23 protein-coding genes, 1 tRNA gene and 1 riboswitch are annotated in these 19,166 nt (G+C 69.3%); of the genes, 10 read left to right on the top strand and 14 right to left on the bottom strand.

The window, feature by feature from the left end; all coding sequences use genetic code 11:
• The first annotated feature begins 121 nt into the window (after positions 1-121).
• Positions 122-970 carry a helix-turn-helix domain-containing protein gene (locus GA0115233_RS15710; RefSeq protein ID WP_176711796.1) on the top strand — a complete coding sequence of 283 codons (849 nt, stop codon included), beginning with the start codon at positions 122-124 and terminating at the stop codon, positions 968-970.
• Positions 967-1,191: a DUF397 domain-containing protein gene (locus tag GA0115233_RS15705; RefSeq protein ID WP_093720835.1), complete on the top strand. Its 225-nt coding sequence runs from the start codon at positions 967-969 to the stop codon at positions 1,189-1,191. The genes GA0115233_RS15710 and GA0115233_RS15705 overlap by 4 nt, the downstream gene beginning before the upstream one ends.
• On the opposite strand, the gene GA0115233_RS42350 is transcribed toward GA0115233_RS15705, so the two are convergent.
• The gene (locus GA0115233_RS42350) at positions 1,177-1,416 is read right to left on the bottom strand and encodes a DUF6879 family protein (RefSeq protein WP_336622585.1); all 240 of its coding nucleotides are present in this window, start codon (positions 1,414-1,416) and stop codon (positions 1,177-1,179) included. The genes GA0115233_RS15705 and GA0115233_RS42350 overlap by 15 nt on opposite strands.
• Before the next feature lie 250 nt (positions 1,417-1,666).
• Here GA0115233_RS42350 and GA0115233_RS15695 point away from each other — a divergent pair, with 250 nt between their 5' ends.
• Entirely contained in the window at positions 1,667-2,164 is a 498-nt protein-coding gene (locus GA0115233_RS15695; RefSeq protein ID WP_093720834.1) for a peptidylprolyl isomerase, read from the top strand.
• Positions 2,165-2,243: 79 nt separating this feature from the next.
• Here GA0115233_RS15695 and GA0115233_RS15690 read toward each other — a convergent pair whose 3' ends face one another.
• The gene (locus tag GA0115233_RS15690; protein ID WP_255310208.1) at positions 2,244-3,023 is read right to left on the bottom strand and encodes an alpha/beta fold hydrolase; all 780 of its coding nucleotides are present in this window, start codon (positions 3,021-3,023) and stop codon (positions 2,244-2,246) included.
• 112 nt (positions 3,024-3,135) lie between these two features.
• Here GA0115233_RS15690 and GA0115233_RS15685 point away from each other — a divergent pair, with 112 nt between their 5' ends.
• Entirely contained in the window at positions 3,136-3,438 is a 303-nt protein-coding gene (locus tag GA0115233_RS15685) for a hypothetical protein (RefSeq protein ID WP_093720832.1), read from the top strand.
• Positions 3,439-3,442: 4 nt separating this feature from the next.
• Here GA0115233_RS15685 and GA0115233_RS15680 read toward each other — a convergent pair whose 3' ends face one another.
• The 3 genes from GA0115233_RS15680 to GA0115233_RS15670 all read right to left on the bottom strand — a co-directional run bounded on the left by GA0115233_RS15680 (position 3,443) and on the right by GA0115233_RS15670 (position 6,904).
• On the bottom strand, positions 3,443-3,805 hold the full coding sequence (locus GA0115233_RS15680; protein WP_093720831.1) for a VOC family protein: 363 nt from the start codon (positions 3,803-3,805) through the stop codon (positions 3,443-3,445).
• A gap of 108 nt (positions 3,806-3,913) precedes the next feature.
• A complete protein-coding gene (locus tag GA0115233_RS15675) occupies positions 3,914-5,404 on the bottom strand; it encodes an MFS transporter (RefSeq protein ID WP_093720830.1) in 1,491 nt (496 codons plus the stop codon).
• A gap of 90 nt (positions 5,405-5,494) precedes the next feature.
• On the bottom strand, positions 5,495-6,904 hold the full coding sequence (locus GA0115233_RS15670) for a DUF445 domain-containing protein (protein WP_093720829.1): 1,410 nt from the start codon (positions 6,902-6,904) through the stop codon (positions 5,495-5,497).
• A 187-nt stretch (positions 6,905-7,091) separates the two neighbouring features.
• Between GA0115233_RS15670 and GA0115233_RS15665 the strand changes: the two genes are divergently transcribed.
• Positions 7,092-8,456, top strand: a complete 1,365-nt coding sequence (locus GA0115233_RS15665; protein ID WP_093720828.1) for an SGNH/GDSL hydrolase family protein — start codon at positions 7,092-7,094, stop codon at positions 8,454-8,456.
• Between the two features lie 34 nt (positions 8,457-8,490).
• On the opposite strand, the gene GA0115233_RS15660 is transcribed toward GA0115233_RS15665, so the two are convergent.
• The 4 genes from GA0115233_RS15660 to GA0115233_RS15640 all read right to left on the bottom strand — a co-directional run bounded on the left by GA0115233_RS15660 (position 8,491) and on the right by GA0115233_RS15640 (position 12,012).
• A complete protein-coding gene (locus GA0115233_RS15660) occupies positions 8,491-9,204 on the bottom strand; it encodes a DUF1707 SHOCT-like domain-containing protein (RefSeq protein ID WP_093720827.1) in 714 nt (237 codons plus the stop codon).
• A gap of 194 nt (positions 9,205-9,398) precedes the next feature.
• A complete protein-coding gene (locus GA0115233_RS15650; protein ID WP_093720825.1) occupies positions 9,399-10,358 on the bottom strand; it encodes an ABC transporter ATP-binding protein in 960 nt (319 codons plus the stop codon).
• 6 nt (positions 10,359-10,364) lie between these two features.
• Complete coding sequence (locus tag GA0115233_RS15645) at positions 10,365-11,207, bottom strand: ABC transporter permease (protein ID WP_093720824.1); 843 nt, start codon at positions 11,205-11,207, stop codon at positions 10,365-10,367.
• A 4-nt stretch (positions 11,208-11,211) separates the two neighbouring features.
• Positions 11,212-12,012 (bottom strand): ABC transporter permease, encoded by an 801-nt coding sequence (locus tag GA0115233_RS15640; RefSeq protein WP_093720883.1) that lies wholly within the window; start codon positions 12,010-12,012, stop codon positions 11,212-11,214.
• 204 nt (positions 12,013-12,216) lie between these two features.
• On the opposite strand from GA0115233_RS15640, the gene GA0115233_RS15635 reads away from it, so the two are divergent.
• Entirely contained in the window at positions 12,217-14,580 is a 2,364-nt protein-coding gene (locus GA0115233_RS15635) for a transglycosylase domain-containing protein (RefSeq protein ID WP_093720823.1), read from the top strand.
• An 11-nt stretch (positions 14,581-14,591) separates the two neighbouring features.
• Here the strand turns inward: GA0115233_RS15635 and GA0115233_RS15630 are convergent, their stop codons facing one another.
• The 3 genes from GA0115233_RS15630 to GA0115233_RS15620 all read right to left on the bottom strand — a co-directional run bounded on the left by GA0115233_RS15630 (position 14,592) and on the right by GA0115233_RS15620 (position 15,794).
• The gene (locus GA0115233_RS15630) at positions 14,592-14,912 is read right to left on the bottom strand and encodes a quaternary ammonium compound efflux SMR transporter SugE (RefSeq protein ID WP_093720822.1); all 321 of its coding nucleotides are present in this window, start codon (positions 14,910-14,912) and stop codon (positions 14,592-14,594) included.
• 35 nt (positions 14,913-14,947) lie between these two features.
• Positions 14,948-15,020, bottom strand: a riboswitch (guanidine-III (ykkC-III) riboswitch).
• Positions 15,021-15,067: 47 nt separating this feature from the next.
• Entirely contained in the window at positions 15,068-15,421 is a 354-nt protein-coding gene (locus GA0115233_RS15625) for a GroES family chaperonin (protein ID WP_093720821.1), read from the bottom strand.
• A 43-nt stretch (positions 15,422-15,464) separates the two neighbouring features.
• Complete coding sequence (locus GA0115233_RS15620) at positions 15,465-15,794, bottom strand: DUF3618 domain-containing protein (protein ID WP_093720820.1); 330 nt, start codon at positions 15,792-15,794, stop codon at positions 15,465-15,467.
• A gap of 93 nt (positions 15,795-15,887) precedes the next feature.
• Here GA0115233_RS15620 and bcp point away from each other — a divergent pair, with 93 nt between their 5' ends.
• From bcp to GA0115233_RS15600, 4 genes are all read left to right on the top strand, one after another.
• Positions 15,888-16,355, top strand: a complete 468-nt coding sequence (gene bcp, locus GA0115233_RS15615; RefSeq protein WP_093720819.1) for a thioredoxin-dependent thiol peroxidase — start codon at positions 15,888-15,890, stop codon at positions 16,353-16,355.
• Between the two features lie 137 nt (positions 16,356-16,492).
• Entirely contained in the window at positions 16,493-17,119 is a 627-nt protein-coding gene (locus GA0115233_RS15610) for an HNH endonuclease (protein WP_093720818.1), read from the top strand.
• Positions 17,116-17,976, top strand: coding sequence for an HNH endonuclease (locus GA0115233_RS15605; RefSeq protein WP_093720817.1), 861 nt, complete (start codon positions 17,116-17,118; stop codon positions 17,974-17,976). Before GA0115233_RS15610 ends, GA0115233_RS15605 begins: the two co-directional genes overlap by 4 nt.
• Positions 17,977-17,986: 10 nt before the next feature.
• Positions 17,987-18,061, top strand: a tRNA-Leu gene (locus tag GA0115233_RS15600).
• Positions 18,062-18,107: 46 nt separating this feature from the next.
• Here GA0115233_RS15600 and rdgB read toward each other — a convergent pair.
• Both rdgB and GA0115233_RS15590 read right to left on the bottom strand, forming a co-directional pair.
• Positions 18,108-18,710 (bottom strand): RdgB/HAM1 family non-canonical purine NTP pyrophosphatase, encoded by a 603-nt coding sequence (gene rdgB, locus GA0115233_RS15595; protein WP_093720816.1) that lies wholly within the window; start codon positions 18,708-18,710, stop codon positions 18,108-18,110.
• 10 nt (positions 18,711-18,720) lie between these two features.
• The gene (locus tag GA0115233_RS15590; protein ID WP_093720815.1) at positions 18,721-19,122 is read right to left on the bottom strand and encodes a hypothetical protein; all 402 of its coding nucleotides are present in this window, start codon (positions 19,120-19,122) and stop codon (positions 18,721-18,723) included.
• Positions 19,123-19,166: the final 44 nt, after the last annotated feature.

Raw genomic sequence — 19,166 nt, 5'->3', positions numbered from 1 at the left:
TCAGAGTGAAGGAATCCCATCCCGCTGTGCAATGTGCACAAAGGGATTCCCACGTTTGAGTGATTGGCGTGCGCGCCCCTTGGCGCGAGACTGAACGTCCGTTATCCGAAAGAGGGTTGGGATGTCCGGTTCCCCGACGGCACGTCGACGGCGGCTGTCCATCGAACTGAAGAAGCTCCGCGAGAAGAGCGCACTCACCTGCGCCCAGGTCGGCGCGGCCCTGGACTGGAGCGGGTCGAAGGTCAACCGGATGGAGACGGGCAGCGGCCGTATCCAGCCGTCCGACATCGACGCACTGTGCCGGTTCTACGGCACCAGCGACGAACTGCGCGACTTCCTCAAGTCACTGGCCCGGCAGGCCAAAGTCCGAGGCTGGTGGCAAGCACATGGGACGGGCGTGCCCGAGTGGTTCAACATCTACATCGGTCTGGAACAGGACGCCACGGCGATTCGCCAGTACCAGTGCGAGCTGGTCCCCGGTCTCATGCAGTCCGAGTCATACGCCCGCGAGCTCCACACCACCGGCGCCCACATGTCCGCGGAGGACATCGACAGGGCCGTACGTGTGCGGCTTGAGCGCCAGGTCATGTTGTCCCAGCCCGACGCACCCGACGCCTGGTTCATCGTGAATGAAGGCGCACTGCGCCACGTCATCGGCGATCGGGGTGTGATGCGCGAACAGCTCGAACGGGTCCTGGAATCCGCCGCGTTGCCCACAGTGACCTTGCAAGTCCTGCCTTTCGATTGCGGCACGCGACCGGTGACGGGCCCCTTCACCATGCTGGGCTTCCCCGCCCCAGAAGACCCCGACATCGTGTACCGGGACGGCATCACCGATGCCGTGTACCTGGAGGGCGAGCATCATGTCCGTGAATACACCAGGGCATTTGACGGACTGCGGGCAGCGGCCCTGAGTCCGCAGCGCTCCGCCCAGCTGGTCAAGTCGATCCTGAAGGAATTCGCCCAGTGAAGGTTCCAGAGTTCAGCAGTCCCGGGCCCGGCCGCGGCTGGTTCACCTCGTCGTACAGCAACGGCGCCGGCGGTGAATGCGTCGAGTGCGCAACGAGTAACGGTCACACCTTCGTGCGCGACTCCAAGCACTCTGACGGCCCCGTCATCTCTGTCACGCCCGACGCTTGGCGCCACTTCACAAGCGCTCTGCGGAGGTCTGACCTCTCACAGCACGCCTGATCTACAGAAGTCACTGGATCTCGTACTGACCGTGCGGAATCGCTCTTTCCCAGACCGCCTCGACGAGGCCCGGTCGTCGGGGTTAGGGCGGTGCCCGGCTCGCCACTCGGTGAAAGGGCCCTTCTCGTAGTCGACTGCGCAGGAGTCGCGCATTTCCAGGTGCACGGCCGACCGGGTACACGCGGCCAGCAGATCAGTGAAGCTCGTCGGCACGTTCGACGGCACATCGCACGCCTCCCTGATCACGGGAACTCCTCGGACTCGGCCTCGGTTCGCTCTTCGCGAACCACCGCACCCTCATGACCGGCGCCCTGAGCCACCGCCCCGCCGCCTCAAATCACCCACGTCGCAGGGCGAACACCCCGCCGGACGGCCGACACCGCACTCCTCCCAAAGAATGCCCCACCCCCACCACGAAGTCCGTGAAAACCCCCTGTGACTGTGGGACGGGAGTGGAGGGTGCAGGATGGGGGGTATGACGACCAAGGTCTACTTCGACATCACCATCAATGACCAGCCCGCCGGGCGGATCAACTTCAACCTCTTCGACGACGTCGTCCCGAAGACCGCGGAGAACTTCCGCGCGCTCGCCACCGGCGAGAAGGGCTTCGGCTACGCCGGGTCCTCCTTCCACCGGGTCATCCCGGCCTTCATGCTCCAGGGCGGCGACTTCACCGCCGGCAACGGTACGGGTGGCAAGAGCATCTACGGCGAGAAGTTCGCCGACGAGAACTTCCAGCTCAAGCACGACCGCCCGGGCCTGCTCTCCATGGCCAACGCCGGTCCGAACACCAACGGCTCGCAGTTCTTCATCACGACCGTCGTGACGGACTGGCTGGACGGCAAGCACGTCGTCTTCGGCGAGGTCGCGGACGAGAGCAGCATGGAGGTCGTGAAGAAGATCGAGGCCCTGGGCTCCCGCAGCGGCTCCACCTCGGCGAAGATCACGATCGCGGCTTCCGGTCAGCTCTGATCGGCGCACATCAGTTGTAAGTGGCACGGCCGGGGCGAGCTGTCGCCCCGGCCGGGGCCCAGGACGGGGCCGCGAAGGGTTACCGGGTCAGGAAGGCCCTCAGCGCCCCGTACAGCGCCTCCGGCGCCTCCAGGTGCACGTCATGCCCCGCCGTGGCGATCGTGCGCAGTTCGGCCTCGGGGCGTACCACCCCCATCGCCCGGAACTCCTCCTCCGGCATCCAGCCCTTCCCGCCCCTGATCACCAGCGCCCGCGCCGTCGTCCGGCGCCATTGCGGCCAGTAGTCCCGGCCTGCGGCGTCGGTGATCATGTCGACCATGACGTTCCGGTCGACGCGCGGCCACCAGCCGTCCGGCCTCTTCTCCAGGCCCCGTGCCCATGCCTCGTGGCCCAGGAAGTCGCGGGCCGCCTCGGAGGTCGGGAACGGCTTCGGCCAGCTGTCCAGCCAGGTGCCTATGCGTTCCGGCATCTCTACGGGGATCGGGCCCGGGCCCGCCTCTATCAGGACCAGGGACGACAGCAGCTCGGGGCGGGTCGCCGCCAGCAGGAGCGCGGTGTGGCCGCCCAGGGACTGGCCCACCACGGTCACGGCGGCGGGCGACAGTGACAGGTGGTCCATCAGCGCCGCCGCGTCCGCCACGCACGACTCCCGTGTGACCGAGACCGGGCGGCGCGTGCTCTCGCCGTGGCCCCGGGCGTCGTACGTCACCACGCGGTGGCCGTCGGACCGGAGGCGGGCCGTCAGGTCGTCCCACTCACCCCGGTGGCCCGCCAGGCCGTGGAGGAGGAGTACTGGGGAGCCCGGAGCCTCGTGGTCCTCGTGCGCGATCTCCGTGCCGTCGGCGGTCACAAGCCGCACACGCTGCTCCATTCGGGTGAGTTCGGGGGGTTCGAGTGATCGTCGAGCCGGGCGATTAGCCTCTTTACCAGTAGTCGAGTCGATCAGTCGTACAGTCAGGAGGCCTACACACATGGCGAAGATTCCCAGCGCCGCGATCGCCGCGGGCGGGCTGGTCGGCGGGTACGGCGTGGCCCGGTGGACGAAGAAGCGGCCGCTCGGCGGGGCCGTGCTCGCCGCGGCCGGAGCCGTCGCCGCCAAGCAGTGGCAGCACCGGGCCGGTGGCAAGGCGGCCGGTGCGCTCACGGCCGCCTATGTCGCCGCCTTCGCCGGGTCCCACCCGCTCGCCAAGAAGGTCGGCGCCTGGCCCTCCGTGATAGGCGTGGCCGGGGCCGTCGCCCTCGCCTCCTGGGCGGTCGCCGACCGCAACAGCTGAAGAGCTAAGCCGCGCGGTGCATCAGGACGTTCACCACACGGCCCGTCGGGTCGCGGACGAAGAAGCGGCGCACGCCCCACTCCTCGTCCCGCAGCTCCCGTACGATCTCCGCGCCCGAGGCCACGACCTCGGCGTACACCGCGTCCACGTCCTCGACCTCCACGCTGAGGTCGGGGACGAGCGGGGCGGTGCGTTCCTCGGTGAACAGGCTGATCTGGGCGGTGGGGTTGGACGGTGAGGCGAGGGTTCTCACCCAGCCCATGTCCATGGCTTCCTCGAAGCCGAGCAGGCCGTAGAAGGCACTGGACTCGGTCAGCGCCTTCTCGGAGTCGACCTGGATGTTCGGGACGATTCTGCGGATGGTCATCGGGCGGCGCGCCTCCAAGTTCGGAAGTCTCGGCAGCTTCGGGAGACTCGGAAGTCTCGACAGCGCGAGGAGACTCGGGAGTCTCAACCACCCTGCCAGTATCGGTACTTACGCCACCTGCTGCGAGGCCCGGTCCCCCACCTCCGACAGCGGACGCGCGATGTCCTCCAGCGACTGCCGTTCCGCGCGCACCGCGAGGAACGCCGCGACCAGGCCGGCCGCCGTCATCAGGCCCGCGCCGATCTGGAAGGCGAGCACGGTGTCGCCGACCACGCCGGACTCGGTGAGCTTGGCGAAGATCAGCGGGCCGCTGATACCGCCGGCCGCGGTGCCGAGCGCGTAGAAGAAGGCAATGGCCATCGCCCTGGTCTCCATCGGGAAGACCTCGGAGACGGTCAGGTAGGCGCTGGAGGCGCCCGCGGAGGCGAAGAAGAGGACCACGCACCAGCAGGCCGTCAGGGAGGTGGCGGTGAGGACCTCCTGGTCGAAGAGCCAGGCCGTGGCGAACAGCAGCAGACCGGAGAGGATGTAGGTCGAGCTGATCATGATGCGGCGGCCGACGGTGTCGAAGAGCTTGCCGAGCAGCAGCGGGCCGAGGAAGTTGCCGGCCGCGATGACGGCGAAGTAGTAGCCGGTGCTGCCGGTCGGGACGTCGTAGAAGGTGATGAGGATGGCGCCGAAGCCGAAGGTGATGGCGTTGTAGAGGAACGCCTGGCCGATGAAGAGGGACAGGCCGAGCACGGCGCGGCGCGGGTAGCGGGCGAAGACCGTGCGGCCGATCTCCACGAAGCTGATGCTCTTGCGCTGGTGGATGGTGATCTCACCGGCGGGCGGCGGCAGCGGCTCGCCCTTCTCCTGCTCGATCTGGCGTTCCACCTCGTCGACGAGTTCGTCCGCGTCCTCACCGTGGCCGTGGATGTACTGCCATCGTGGGCTTTCCGGGACGTGTCGTCGTACCAGCAGGATGACCAGGCCCAGGACGACGCCGAGGGCGAAGCTGAGCCGCCAGCCGAGGTCCTTGGGGAAGATCGCGGTGTCCAGCATCACGATGGACAGCAGGGAACCGCCGATCGCGCCGAGCCAGTAGCTGCCGTTGATGATCAGGTCGACCCGGCCCCGGTAGAGGGAGGGGATCAGTTCGTCGATGGCGGAGTTGATGGCCGCGTACTCGCCGCCGATGCCGAAGCCGGTCAGGAACCGGAAGAGGAAGAACCACCAGGACTCGAAGGACAGGGCGGTCATCGCGGTCGCCGCCAGATACACGGCGAGGGTGACCATGAACAGCTTCTTACGCCCGTAGCGGTCGGTCAGCCGGCCGAAGAACAGGGCGCCGGAGCAGGCACCGGCCACGTAGAGGGCGGCCGCGGTGCCGGTGATCTGCGCGGAGGAGATGTCGAGGCCGCTGCCCTCCTCGGCGATCCGGCCGGCGACGTTGCCGACGATGGTGACCTCAAGCCCGTCGAGGATCCAGACGGTACCCAGGCCGATCACGATCATCCAGTGCCAGCGCGACCACGGCAGCCGGTCCAGCCGGGCCGGTACGGCGGTGGTGACGGTGCCGGCCTCTTTGGGCACGGGGGCGGACGCTGCTGCAGTCATCGGAACGGCTCCTTCCGGACACCTTGGCCCGGCCCGAGTGCCCCGCCGACCGGCGCTTATGCGCCCGAAGTCGTCAGCAGCGACCCGGCGTCACGCCCCGAACGCCCGGGACACCGTGTAGATGAGCAGTCCGGCGAGGGAGCCGACCACCGTGCCGTTGATCCGGATGAACTGGAGGTCGCGGCCGATGTGCGCCTCGATCTTCCGGGTGGTGTGCTCGGCGTCCCAGCCCGCCACGGTGTCCGTGATGAGGGAGGTGATCTCCTTGCGGTAGGTGGTGACGACGTAGACCGCGGCGCCCTCCACCCAGCTGTCCACCTTGCCCTGGAGTTTGGGCTCCACGGCCATCCGGGCGCCCAGCGACAGCAGCGAGGCGCGCACCCGCAGCCGCAGTTCGCTGCGCTCGTCCTCGGCCGCCGAGACGATCATGGATCTTACGGCCGTCCAGGCGGAGGCGATCAGGTCCTGCACCTCGCCCCGGCCGAGCACCTCGCCCTTGAGCCGCTCCACCCGGGCCCGGGTGTCGGTGTCGGACTGGAGGTCGGAGGCGAAGTCGGTGAGGAAGCGGTCCAGGGCGCCGCGCGCCGGGTGCGAGGGCATGTCGCGCATCTCGGTGACGAAGCGCAGCAGTTCCTTGTAGACGCGCTCACCGACCCGCTTGTCGACGAAGCGGGGGGTCCAGCCGGGAGCGCCGCCCTGGACGGCCGCCATGACCTGCTCGTCGTGCAGGACCAGCCAGTCGTGGGCCCGGGAGACGACGAGGTCGACCACGCGCCGGTGTCCGCCGTCGGCCACCACCTTCTCCAGCATCTTGCCGATTCCGGGGCCGATCTCCTGGGCGTCGGCCCGCCGGGTGATCGCCTCCCCGACGACCGCCTGGACGTCGGAGTCCCGCAGCACGGTGAGCGCGCCCCTGAGGGCGGCGGAGAGTTCGGCGGTGACCCGGTCGGCGTGGTCGGGGACGGCCAGCCAGGCGCCGAGTCTGCTGCCGATGCCGACGGAACGCAGGCGCTGGCGCACGACGTCCTCGGAGAGGAAGTTCTCGCCGACGAACTCGCCGAGGGAGATGCCGAGCTGGTCCTTCTTGGTGGGGATGATCGCGGTGTGCGGGATGGGGATGCCGAGGGGGTGGCGGAAGAGGGCGGTGACGGCGAACCAGTCGGCCAGCGCGCCGACCATGCCGGCCTCCGCGGCGGCGGCGACGTAGCCCGCCCAGGCGCCGGCGCCCTGGTGCTCGGCCCAGGTGGCGAGGACGTAGACGAGGGCGACGAAGAGGAGCAGGCCGGTCGCGGTGAGCTTCATCCGGCGCACGCCGCGCTGCTTCTCGCGGTCGGCGGCGCTGAAGGTCGTCATCGCACGGACGGCCGAGGCGGGGACGCCGGCGGGATTGGCCGGGCCGTCCCGCCGGGCATGATCCTCTACGCCCGAAAGATCCGAAGCCGCTGTTTCGTCCGTTTCCGATCGTTCCATCCGCTCCACCCGTTCACCGTCCCCGTACACATTGTCCCTTCCTGACCGACTCCTGGAACGAAACGAGAGTTCCCGACGTCTGTCCGGTGGGGGGAGCACACTGGGGAACTCCACGGCCCAATGGGGGGTCAGTTCATGCCCCCCTGATCTCATGACGCATCATGAGATGATCACAACGGAGCCTCGGGCTCCCTTCGCCCGAGGAGACACACACCGCATGACCAGGCGTGTTGCTGGGGGTGTGGGGGTGTCCCCCACAAGACACCGCGCCCTGTTGTCCGCCGTCGTCGCCCTGATCGTGGGGCTGTCCGCGGCGATCTACGTCACCGTCGGCGCCGATTCCGGCAGCTCCCGCGGGACCGCACTGGCCAAGGGGAACAGCCCGCGCAACCAGGCCGCTCCGGTCTCCACCGGCACCTGGGTCGGCACCTGGTCGGCCTCGCCGGGCGCCGCGGAGCCGGGCACCGAGGTCGAGGGGATGGCGGGCCGCTCGGTGCGCAATGTCGTCCACACCTCGGTCGGCGGTACGAGCGCCCGGGTGACGCTGTCCAACCTCTACGGCCAGTCCCCGCTGACGATCACACACGCCTCGCTGGCCGTCGCGTCCGGTTCGGACACGGCCCAGGCGCTGACCGACACCATGCGGCGGCTCACCTTCGGCGGCGACACCACCGTCGTCATCCCGCCGGGCGGGCAGGTGCTCAGCGACGCCGTGCGGGTGGCGGTGCCCGCGGACGCGGACGTGCTGGTCACCACGTACTCCCCGACCCCGTCCGGGCCGGTCACCTACCACCGGCACGCCCGCCAGACGTCCTACGTCGCCCAGGGCGACCGGACCGAGGACGCGACCGGGACGGCGTACACGGAGAAGGTGGGCGTCTGGCGGTACCTGACCGCGCTGGACGTGCTGTCCAAGGACGCCGACGGCACGGTCGTGGTCCTCGGGGACTCGCTGACCGACGGCATCACCTCCACCTCGGGGGCCAACCGGCGCTGGACCGACGGCCTGGTCCGGCGGCTGCGCGCGGCGCAGGCGGCCGGGGAGGACGTGCCGCGCTACGGCGTGGCCAACCAGGGGATCAGCGGCAACCGCATCCTCACCGGGGGCCTCGGCCGCCCCGCGGACAACCCCAGCGGCCTGGACCGCTTCGGGCGTGACGTGCTGGACCGTACGAACGTCAAGGTCGTCATCATCGTCCTCGGCATCAACGACATCCTGCGCGACCCGCAGCTCGCCGACCCCGACCGCGTCGTCGGCGGCCTGCGCACGATGGTCGGGCAGGCCCACGCCCGCGGTCTGAAGGTCATCGGCGCGACCCTGATGCCCTTCGGCGGCCACCCCGGTTACACGGACGCCCGCGAGTCGGTCCGCCAGCAGATCAACTCCCGGATCCGCTCGGGCGAGGTCTTCGACGCGGTCGTCGACTTCGACAAGGCCCTGCGCGACCCGTACGACCCCCGCAAACTCCGCCCCGAGTACGACTCCGGCGACCACCTCCACATGAGCGACCGCGGCTACGAGCGGATGGCGGAGACGGTGGACCTGAAGTCCCTGAAGGGCTCGGCACCGGCACGGCTGTAAGGGGAACCCCCAGAGGGGATCCCCTCAGTCTCCCTCAGTCGTCGTCCCCGTACGGCCGGTGGTGCGACCCGTGCTTGTCCAGGGCCTGTCGCTGCTTGCCCTGGAGCTTCTCCTGGCGGCGTTCCTCGCGCAGGCGGCGGCGTTCGGCCCTGGGGAGTTTGCGTTCCACGCCCACGCCGCCCCAGAAGGCGAAGCCGGTGATGATGACGCGGGGCGCGCCGGGGTCGCCCGGGATGCCGTCCTCACGCTGGTCGAAGCCGCCCATGACGCCGATGCCGCGGGTGGAGACCTCGACACCGGGCGGGACGACGACGTTGATACCGCCCATGATCGCGACACAGTTGATCACGACCTCGCGGTCCGCGAAGTTCGCCTCCCGCAGGTCGATCTCGCCGCCGCCCCAGAAGGCGAAGCAGTTGAAGCGGCGCGGCACGGTCCAGCGGCCCTTGCGCTCGAAGCCGGACATGACCGCCACGCCCAGCGAGGACGTGCCCTCGCCGCCGGTGATACGGCTCGCCCAACTGCCGTCCGGCTCCGGCCCCTTCACCAGGTTCACGGTCCCCGCGACCGGCAGGTCCCGGGTGATCGGGGTGAGTTCCCCGTACGTACGCGCCTTGTACGTGGCGTCCAGCCGCTCCCCGAACTCCTCCATGTCGAGCCGCCCCTCGGCCAGGGCTTCCCGCAGGATCTCGGCGACCCGCTCACGATCGGCGTCGGATGCTCGAAGCTCAGGGAGTTCCTCGGTCATGCGTTCAGACTACGAGTTCCACCGGCCCCGCACTATGCAGTGGCCAGGTCCAGGTACATCCACCCCACGCGGTGGCCGTGTCCACGTACATCCACCCCCACCCGGTGGCCGTGTCCACGTACATCCACCCCCACCCGGTGGCCGTGTCCACGTACATCCACCCCCACGCGATGGCCCGATCCACGCACTTCCCCCTACGCGCTCGCCTTGTCCGCGTACATCCGTGCGATGACGGCCTCGATGTCCGGCTCGCGTACGGAGAGGTCGACCAGCGGGTAGTCCGCCGCGATCTGTGACACCAGGCCCGCCGCGGGCTCGCCCGCCGGGAACGCCAGCCACTGCCGGGGCCCCTCCGTCCGTACCACCCGGGCCGCGCCGCCCACCTCGATCGGCGGCAGTTCGCGCTCCAGGTCCACCACCAGGATCCGCTCGCTGCCGCCCGCCTCGTGCAGTCCGGCGAGCGGGCCGTCGTAGACCATGCGGCCGTGGTCGATGACCATCACCCGGGAGCAGAGCTGCTCGATGTCCTGGAGGTCGTGGGTGGTCAGCAGGACCGTGGTGCCGCGGTCGTGGTTCAACTCCCGCAGGAATTCACGGACCTTGGCCTTCGAGATCACATCCAGGCCGATCGTCGGCTCGTCCAGGTACAGCACCTCCGGATCGTGCAGCAGCGCCGCCGCGATGTCGCCGCGCATCCGCTGACCGAGGGAGAGTTGACGTACGGGGACGTCCAACAGGCCGCCCAGCTCCAGGAGTTCCACACAGCGGTCCAGGTTCTCCCGGTAACGGCCGTCCGGGATCCGGTACATGCGGTGCATCAGCCGGTAGGAGTCGATCAGCGGCAGGTCCCACCACAGGGTGGTGCGCTGGCCGAAGACCACCCCGATCCGGTGCGCCAGCCGCCTGCGCTCGCGCGAGGGATCGATCCCGGCGACCCTGAGCCGCCCCCCGCTCGGCGTCAGGATCCCCGTCAGCATCTTGATCGTCGTCGACTTGCCCGCGCCGTTAGGCCCGATGTACCCCACCATCTCGCCGCGCGCCACGGTGAAGGAGATCGAGTCCACCGCCCGCACCTGCCGCCGCTCCCGCTTCAGGAACCCGGTCCTGCGGCGCACCTCGAAGACCTTCTCGACCCCGTCCACCTCGATGAACATCCGCCCTCAGCTCCCCGTGCTCCGATACGCCCTCAGCCCCGCCCGCCACACCAGCCCCGCCGCCACCGCGAACCCCGCCGCCACCAGCGGCGGAGCGAACGCCGCCCACTCCGGCAGCCCCAGCGGATACGGCCGCCCCAGCACATACGCGGCCGGCACCCAGTTCACGAAGGCCAGCGGCAGCATGTACGTCACCCCGCGCACCAGCTCCGTCCCGAACACCGTCGGCGGGTACTGGAGCAGCGTGCTGCCGCCGTAGGTGAACGCGTTCTGCACCTCCGCCGCGTCCTGCGCCACGATCTGGAAGGCCGCGCCCCCCACGAACACCGCGCCGAAGATCACCGCACCGCTGACCACCGCCACCGGCACCAGCAGCACCTTCGCCGCCGTCCACGACACCTCGACCGTGAGCAGCGCCCAGCACAGCACCAGCGTGCCCTGGGTGATCCTGCCCAGGCGGCGCAGCGCGAACCGGTCGGCGCCGACCTGCGCCAGCACCGGCACCGGCCGCACCAGCAGCGTGTCGAAGGAGCCGTCCCGGATCCGGGCGCCGAGCGCGTCCATCGAGCCGAGCAGCAGGTCCGCCAGGCCGAACGCGGTCGCGACCAGGCCGTACAGCAGGGCGACCTCGGGCAGCGTCCAGCCGCCGAGCGTGTCGACCTGCGAGAACATCAGCAGGATCCCGACGAAGTCCAGGACGGTGATCAGCAGGTTGCCGACCACGGTCAGCGCGAAGGAGGTGCGGTAGGCCGTCGTCGACCGGATCCACATCCCCGCGATCAGCCGGTACGCACGCAGCCCCTCCCCCAGCCGCGCCGGCTCGGCACGCCGCACCACCACCCGCCGCATCGGCTCAGCCACCCTGCACCACCACCCGCCGCGTCGCCGCCGCCTGCAGCAGCCGCCCCAGCGCCAGCAGCGCCACCGCCCAGCCCGCCTGGAAGGCGTACGCCGTCCACAGCGAGGTCTCCCCCATCAGCACATCCGCCGGCACCTGAAGCTGCGCCGCCCACGGCAGCGCCCGCACCACGGACCCGATCTCCTCCGGGAAGGCGTTCAGCGGCAGGACCATGCCGGAGCAGAAGACGCCCGCGATCATCACCGTCTGGTTGATGCCCCGGTCGTCCATCAGCCAGAACATCGCCAGCGCGGCCAGGTAGCGGATGGCGAAGCTCACCACCATCGCCAGCGCCACCGCGACCACGAACGCCGCCCAGGTGGCGGCCGACCGGGGCAGCGCCATGGTGAAGAACACCGCCCCGAACGTGAAAGGAATCACACCACGGCCCAGCAGCTGGAACACCGAACGGCCCAAGTCACCCGCCAGCCACCACAGTTGGAGATCGGCCGGACGGTACAGATCGACCGCGATCTCGCCGGTGCGGATCCGGGACATCAACTCCTTCTCGGCACCGCCGCCCTGGATCGCCAGCGTCGCGTACAGGGCCTGGCCCAGCCAGGCGTACGTGACGGCCTGCGCCTGGTCGTACCCGCCCAGGCGCGGCCGCTCGTCCCACAGCGCCAGGTAGGTGTAGACGAGGATCACACCGAAGACGGTGTTGGTGAACACCCCGGCGGCGGTCGCCGCCCGATACGTCGCGTATCGTCTGAATCCCCCCACCGCGACGGTCCCGTACAACCGTCCGGAGCCCACCACCACAACCCTCCCAGGCCGCCGCGCGTCAAAACGCAGGAGCCTAACGCCCAGGCAGTGACGCACGCCACGCGTTTTCCGTTGCCGAAGCGTGCCGTGGATCCGGGAACGGAACGCATGGTGCGAGAGTCTTCAACGGGGGGCGCAGAACGCGTACGAGGTCGTACGGGAACGTACGACGCGAAACAGGAGTCCAGGCACTACATGAGCGACGAGCCGCAGCCGCAGGCAGAGCAGCCGACCGAGAAGCCCAAGCGGCCCAAGCGGACCGGCTGGCGACGGCTGGTCCCGACCTGGCGCATGGTGCTCGGCACCTTCGTGACCGGCACACTGCTCCTGGTCGGCCTCTTCTTCCTCGGCTACTCGATGGTCAAGATCCCGCCGGCCAACGCGCTCGCCACCAAGCAGGCCAACGTCTTCCTGTACGCCGACGGCTCCCAACTCGCCCGGGACGGCAAGATCAACCGGGAGAACGTCGACCTCTCGCAGATCTCCAAGGAGGCCCGGTACGCCGTACTGGCCGCCGAGGACCGCGACTTCTACAGCGAGTCCGCCATCGACCCCAAGGCGATGGTGCGCGCCGGCTGGAACACCGCCACCGGCAAGGGCAAGCAGTCCGGCTCCACGATCACCCAGCAGTACGTGAAGAACTACTACCTGGCACAGGAACAGACCGTCACCCGCAAGGTGAAGGAGTTCTTCATCTCCATCAAGCTGGACCGCGAGAAGTCCAAGGACGACATCCTTGAGGGCTACCTCAACACCAGCTACTTCGGCCGCAACGCCTACGGCATCCAGGCCGCCGCACAGGCCTACTACGGCATCGACGCCTCCGAACTCACCGCCGCCCAGGGCGCCTACCTGGCCACGCTGCTCAACGCGCCCAGCCAGTACGACGTGGCCGCCCACCCGCAGAACAAGGCCGCCGCCAAGGCCCGTTGGGACTACGTCCTGGACGGCATGGTCAAGGAGGGCTGGCTGAGCGAGTCCCAGCGGGCCGAGGCGAAGTTCCCCGTGCCCAGGGAGGCGACGGTCCCCACCAACCTGTCCGGGCAGCGCGGTTACATCGTGCAGATCGTCAAGGACTACCTGATCGACAACCGGATCGTCGACGAGAAGGAGCTGGAGCGCGGCGGCTACCGCATCACCACCACGCTCAGCAAGTCCAAGCAGGACGCCTTCGTCAAGGCCGTCAACGACCAGCTGATGGACAAGCTCGACCCCAAGGCCCGCAAGGTCGACTCCTACGTCCGCGCGGGCGGCGCCTCCGTCGACCCGAAGACCGGCAAGGTCGTCGCCCTCTACAACGGCATCGACTACATCAAGCAGTACACCCCGAACGCCACCCGCCGGGACTTCCAGGTCGGCTCCACCTTCAAGCCGTTCGTCTTCACCTCGGCCGTCGAGAACGAGTCCACCACCCAGGACGGCCGCACGATCACCCCCAACACGATCTACGACGGCACCAACAAGCGCTACGTCGAGGGCTGGCCCGGCGACCCCTACAACCCGGAGAACGAGGACCAGTACTCCTACGGCGACATCACCGTCCGCGAGGCCACCAACAGGTCGGTGAACTCGGTGTACGCGCAGATGGCCGTGGACGTCGGCCCCGACAAGGTCGAGCAGACCGCGATCCAGCTCGGCGTGCCCCGCGACACCCCGAACATGGCCCCCTACCCGTCGATCGCGCTCGGCACCGCCACCGCCAGCGTCCTCGACATGGCGGAGGCCTACGCGACCCTCGCCAACCACGGCAAGCGCGGCACGTACACCATGATCGAACGGATCACCAAGGACGGCTCCGACGTCATCGACCTGCCCAAGCGCAAGACCTCGCAGGCCGTCAGCCGGGCCGCCGCCGACACCACCACCTCGATGCTGCAGAGCGTCGTGCAGTCCGGTACCGCCACCGCCGCGCAGTCCGCGGGCAGGCCCGTCGCGGGCAAGACCGGCACCGCGGAGAAGGACAAGGCCGCCTGGTTCGCCGGCTACACCCCGGAACTGGCCACCGTCGTCGCGGTGATGGGCCAGGACCCGGTCACCGCCGAGCACAAGCCGCTGTACGGCGCGATGGGCCAGGTACGCGTCAACGGCGGCGGGGCACCCACCCAGATCTGGGCGCAGTTCACCAAGGCCGCCCTCAAGGGCAAGCCGGTCACCGAGTTCGACCTGGAACTCCAGGAGGGCGCCGACATCGTCCAGGCCCCGCCCACCCAGCCGGACACCGGCACGGACCCCGACGAGGACGAGGACGAGGGCGACAGCACGACCGGCGGCGACGAGACCGGCGGCCAGACCCCGGGCGCCGACGAGGGCCAGACCCAGGGCCAGACCGGCGGGGACACCACCACCGGCGGCACGACGGACGGCGGCACCGAGGGCGGCACCACGGACGGCGGGACCGTCGACGGGGGCGCCACCACCGGAGGCGGCACCCCCACCGGCGGCGGTACGGGGGACGGGGGCACCACCGACGGCGGCGCCACCAACGGGGGCGGCGACACGGGCGGCGGGGTCACCACCGGGACGACCCTCGGCACGCTGGGATCGAGCCGCCGCGACTGAGCGGCCCCCGGTCAGTGGCCGCTGGTCGCCTTCAGGCCCACCACGGCGACCAGCAGCAGACAGACGAAGAAGATCCGCGCGGCGGTGACCGGCTCCCCCAGCACGACCATGCCGACCACCGCCGCACCGGCCGCGCCGATGCCCACCCACACGCCGTAGGCGGTACCGATCGGCAGGGAACGGGCGGCGTAGGACAGCAGCAGCATGCTGGCGACGATCCCGGCACCGGTGAACAGGCTGGGGACGAGGCGGGTGAAGCCGTCGGTGTACTTCATCCCGACCGACCAGGCGACTTCGAGCAGACCGGCGACGACAAGCAGCACCCAGGCCATGGAAACCTCCGCGAGACGGCGTGCGAACGGACACGGGTGCGTCGTCTTTGCCTTCACCCGGTACGGCGCGTCTCGTCGGGGCTGCCTTCAAAACTAGCAAAGGGAAGCCGAAAGGGGCCGGTGACGATGGTCACCAGCCCCTTGGAAGCGAACAATCACAGGTACAAGCCAGTCGAGTCCTCGGACCCCTCGAACCGGTCCGCGGCCACGGCGTGCAGGTCGCGCTCGCGCATCAGCACATACGCGACCCCCCGGACCTCCACCTCGGCCCGGTCCTCCGGGTCGAACAGCACCCGGTCACCGGGCTCCACCGTCCGTACGTTCTGCCCCACCGCCACGACCTCGGCCCAGGCCAGCCGACGGCCGACCGCCGCGGTGGCCGGAATCAGGATCCCGCCACCGGAACGCCGCTCGCCCTCGTTGGTGTCCTGCCGCACCAGTACCCGGTCGTGCAGCATCCGGATGGGCAGCTTGTCGTGTGGGGTGGTGTCGTTTCTGTTGGCGCTCACGCCTCGAACCTACCTGCCTTCGCCGCGTCCGTACGCCGCCGGGTCAGCGCTTGCGGCGCCGCGTGCCGACGGTCAGCAGCCCCACCACGCCCACGACGAGCAGCGCGGCCGGGACGACCCGCTCCAGACGCGGTGCGCCGTCCTCGTTCACGAACCGCGCCTTGACGTCGCTGACGACGTGATTGACGTGCACATAGGCTCGGCCGAGCGTGTGGTCGATGTTGGAGACGACCTTGGCCTTCGCATCCCCGACGATCGTCTTCGGGTGGACCCGCACCCCGATCTCGTCCAGGGTCTCGGCCAGCAGCTCGCGGCGGCGCCTGATGTCCGCCTCGATCTGCGCCGGGGTTCTGGTGTCCGACGTTTCCGCCACCGTTCGGCCTCCGAAGTCCGCTGATACTGATGCGGACAGTCTGTCAGCTCTGCGCCGCGCCGCACTGTCAGGACCCCCGGTTACGCTAGCGAGATGAGCGAGCGACTCCAGCCCGGGGACGTAGCCCCCGCCTTCACCCTCCCCGACGCCGACGGCAACGAGGTCTCCCTGGCCGACCACAAGGGCCGCAAGGTCATCGTCTACTTCTACCCGGCGGCCCTGACCCCCGGCTGCACGAAGCAGGCCTGCGACTTCACGGACAACCTCGACCTGCTGGCCGGCGCCGGCTACGACGTCATCGGCATCTCCCCCGACCCCCCGGAGAAGCTGGCGAAGTTCCGCGAGAAGGAGTCCCTGAAGGTCACCCTCCTGGCCGACCCCGACAAGAAGGTCACCGAGTCCTACGCCGCCTACGGCGAGAAGAAGAACTACGGCAAGACCTACATGGGCGTCATCCGCTCCACGATCGTCGTGGACGAGGAGGGCAAGGTGGAACGCGCCCTGTACAACGTCCGAGCGACGGGCCACGTAGCCAAGATCATCAAGGACCTGGGCATCTGACCCCACACCCCCACCTCTACGGAACGGCCCGCACCGGCATCCCCGGTACGGGCCGTTCCGCATTTCGTGCGTGACTGTCCGATAAACGGTTCGTTACTCCGTACGAGCCACGAACGGGTGGTGGGGACGGAGGGGACATGGCTGCCAGATACACCCGCGGGCTGCTTGAGGAAGCAGCCCGCAATACGAGGCACATCGACGAGGCGGTCCGGTGGTGCGGCGGCAAGCCGACTCCGGGCAGCAGGCGCTACCTGCGCGAGAAGATGGCCGAGGCCGGCGTGGATATCTCGCACTTGGCCACAAACCAAGTGCGGTACACAGAGGAACGCCTGCGCGCGGCGGTGGCGGCCTCGACCAGCTTCAAGGACGTCGTGCGCCACCTCGGAATCAGTCAGGTCGGCGGCAACCAGACGCATGTGAGTCGCCGGATCGCCGCGCTCGGCATCGACACGTCCCACTTCACCCCATCCCGCAAGGGACGCCCGAAGGGATCCCTGGGCGGCCTGCTCACCCTGCGCAGCCCTGAGGACGGAAGGGTCCCTGGCGAGCGGCTGCTCCGAGAACTCCTGCGCACCGGGGTCCTCGAAGTCTGCGCGGCGTGCGGAACAGGGCCGGAGTGGAACAGCAAACCGCTCCGTCTCGAAGTCGACCACATCAGCGGGGACTGGTGGGACAACCGCCCCGAGAACCTGCGGTTGTTGTGCCCCAACTGCCATGCCACGACCGACACCTATCGAGGACGCCGGAAGCGGAGGGAGGCATGAGAGCACCCAGGTATCCCAAGGATGTACTGGTGGCGACCGCAGCCGTCTCGACCAGCCTGGTGGATCTGATGCGACGGCTGGGCACGCCCCTGGGCAGCGGTCCTCGGCGCTACCTGCGCCGGAGACTTGAGCACTACGCGATCGACACCTCGCACTTCGTCGAAGAGCCGCTCCCGCCCCGGGAGAAACGGTCCTACGCACGCGAGCTGCTGGAGGAGGCGGCAGCCTGCTCGCACAGCATCCGGGAAATGTTCGAGTACCTGGGGTATCCGCCCGAGGACAGCCCTTACGGGCTCGTCAGAAAGCGGCTGGACGAATTCGGCATCGACACATCGCACTTCAACCGTGGTCATGGACGCAGCCTTGATACCCATCCACGGGACGCCCTCGCAGCGGCGGCCGCCCAAGCCACCAGTTACGCCGGTGTGCTCAGAACCCTCGGTTACCAAGAGACCGACGGCGCCGCTCGGGCACGCGTGAAGCGCAGTCTGGAGGCACATGGCATCCCCACTGATCACTTCACCGGGCAGGGACACTTTCGCGGCTCGGCGTCACGGCACCGGAAGTCCCCCGACGAGATTCTGCGTCGCAAGGAGCCGGGTTCGAACCGCACCAAGACCGCCCTGTTACGACGCGCCCTCGACGACCTCGGCGTCCCGCACATCTGCGCCGAGTGCGGAATCGGCGACATGTGGCAAGGCAAGCGTCTGGTCCTGGAGATCGACCACATCAACGGTGACCGTCTGGACAACCGTCGCGAGAACCTCCGGTATCTCTGCCCTTCCTGCCACAGCCAGACGGGCACCTACGCGAATCGATCTCGCCGTACATCGGCTCCCCGGGGACCAGTAGAGTAGGCAGCGCTGCGGGCCCGTACCCCAGCTGGCTAGAGGGCGCCGGTTTAGGTCCGGTGTGTCGTGGGTTCGAGTCCCACCGGGCCCACAGGAAGGAAGCCCGACGCCCCGATACGAAGGCGTCGGGCTCTTTGTCAGCCCAACAGCTCCCGCACCACCGGCACCAACGCCCGGAACGCCTTCCCCCGATGGCTGATGGCGTTCTTCTCCTCCGGGGTCAGTTCCGCGCAGGTTCGGGTTTCGCCGTCCGGCTGGAGGATGGGGTCGTAGCCGAAGCCGTTCGTGCCGGTGGGGGTGTGGCGGAGGGTGCCTCGGAGTTGGCCCTCGACCACTTGCTCGCGGCCGTCCGGGAGCGCCAGGGCTGCCGCGCAGGCGAAGTGGGCGCCTCGGTGGGCGTCGGGGATGTCGGAGAGCTGGGCCAGGAGCAGGTTCAGGTTGGCCTTGTCGTCGCCGTGGGTGCCGGCCCAGCGGGCCGAGAAGATGCCGGGGGCGCCGTTGAGGACGTCCACGCAGAGGCCGGAGTCGTCGGCGACGGCGGGCAGGCCGGTGGCGCGGGCGAGGGCGTGGGCCTTGAGGAGGGCGTTCTCGGCGAACGTCACCCCGGTTTCCTTGACGTCGGGGATGTCCGGGTAGGCGTCCGCGCCGACGAGGTCGTGGTCGAGTCCTGCGTCGGCGAGGATCGCCCTCAGCTCGGTGATCTTTCCGGCGTTGCGTGTGGCGAGGATCAGGCGGGTCATGCCCCCAGTATCAGGGGGTGCAGACCTTGGTGAGTTCGCCGGCCGCGTCGGTGACCGGGGACAGGTCGGGCGTCTCGTCGCCGTTCTTGATGGCGGTGCGGACGTTGTCGACCGCCTTGGCGAGGTCGTCGACGGCCTTGCTGACGTCGGCGTTGTCGGTCTTGTCGGTGACCTCGTCGAGGTTGTCGTCGATGGCGTTGAGGGACTCGTCGATCTGCGTCGGGTCGTTGGAGGCGTTCTCCACCGCCTGCTGGAGGTCGGTGACGCTGTCGGCGACCGCCTCGGCGGTCTGGACGCAGTCCAGCGCCTTGCTGACGGCGTCGCAGCCGGTGGTCAGCCCCACCGTCAGCCCTACGGCCGCCACCGCGGCGACAACGGTGATACGGCTCCGACGGCGTCGGCTCGCGCCCATGCTGGTGTCCCTCCCGTGCTCAGGCCCTGTGTCAGGCCCCCGTG

Origin of the sequence: Streptomyces sp. DI166, assembly GCF_900091315.1 — a bacterium.
Classification (GTDB): domain Bacteria; phylum Actinomycetota; class Actinomycetes; order Streptomycetales; family Streptomycetaceae; genus Streptomyces; species Streptomyces fuscus.
This window is presented reverse-complemented; position numbering and strand designations above follow the sequence as displayed.

Bases quoted from the DNA above. Each gene is read 5' to 3' on its own strand.
- GA0115233_RS15665 (WP_093720828.1), top strand. From the start codon at position 7,092: ATGACCAGGCGTGTTGCTGGGGGTGTGGGGGTGTCCCCCACAAGACAC.
- bcp (WP_093720819.1), top strand. From the start codon at position 15,888: ATGAGCGAGCGACTCCAGCCCGGGGACGTAGCCCCCGCCTTCACCCTC.
- GA0115233_RS15675 (WP_093720830.1), bottom strand. From the start codon at position 5,404: ATGACTGCAGCAGCGTCCGCCCCCGTGCCCAAAGAGGCCGGCACCGTC.
- GA0115233_RS15695 (WP_093720834.1), top strand. From the start codon at position 1,667: ATGACGACCAAGGTCTACTTCGACATCACCATCAATGACCAGCCCGCC.
- GA0115233_RS15605 (WP_093720817.1), top strand. From the start codon at position 17,116: ATGAGAGCACCCAGGTATCCCAAGGATGTACTGGTGGCGACCGCAGCC.
- GA0115233_RS15645 (WP_093720824.1), bottom strand. From the start codon at position 11,207: ATGCGGCGGGTGGTGGTGCGGCGTGCCGAGCCGGCGCGGCTGGGGGAG.
- GA0115233_RS15630 (WP_093720822.1), bottom strand. From the start codon at position 14,912: ATGGCCTGGGTGCTGCTTGTCGTCGCCGGTCTGCTCGAAGTCGCCTGG.
- GA0115233_RS15685 (WP_093720832.1), top strand. From the start codon at position 3,136: ATGGCGAAGATTCCCAGCGCCGCGATCGCCGCGGGCGGGCTGGTCGGC.
- rdgB (WP_093720816.1), bottom strand. From the start codon at position 18,710: ATGACCCGCCTGATCCTCGCCACACGCAACGCCGGAAAGATCACCGAG.
- GA0115233_RS15680 (WP_093720831.1), bottom strand. From the start codon at position 3,805: ATGACCATCCGCAGAATCGTCCCGAACATCCAGGTCGACTCCGAGAAG.
- GA0115233_RS15635 (WP_093720823.1), top strand. From the start codon at position 12,217: ATGAGCGACGAGCCGCAGCCGCAGGCAGAGCAGCCGACCGAGAAGCCC.
- GA0115233_RS15610 (WP_093720818.1), top strand. From the start codon at position 16,493: ATGGCTGCCAGATACACCCGCGGGCTGCTTGAGGAAGCAGCCCGCAAT.
- GA0115233_RS15710 (WP_176711796.1), top strand. From the start codon at position 122: ATGTCCGGTTCCCCGACGGCACGTCGACGGCGGCTGTCCATCGAACTG.
- GA0115233_RS15590 (WP_093720815.1), bottom strand. From the start codon at position 19,122: ATGGGCGCGAGCCGACGCCGTCGGAGCCGTATCACCGTTGTCGCCGCG.
- GA0115233_RS15650 (WP_093720825.1), bottom strand. From the start codon at position 10,358: ATGTTCATCGAGGTGGACGGGGTCGAGAAGGTCTTCGAGGTGCGCCGC.
- GA0115233_RS15660 (WP_093720827.1), bottom strand. From the start codon at position 9,204: ATGACCGAGGAACTCCCTGAGCTTCGAGCATCCGACGCCGATCGTGAG.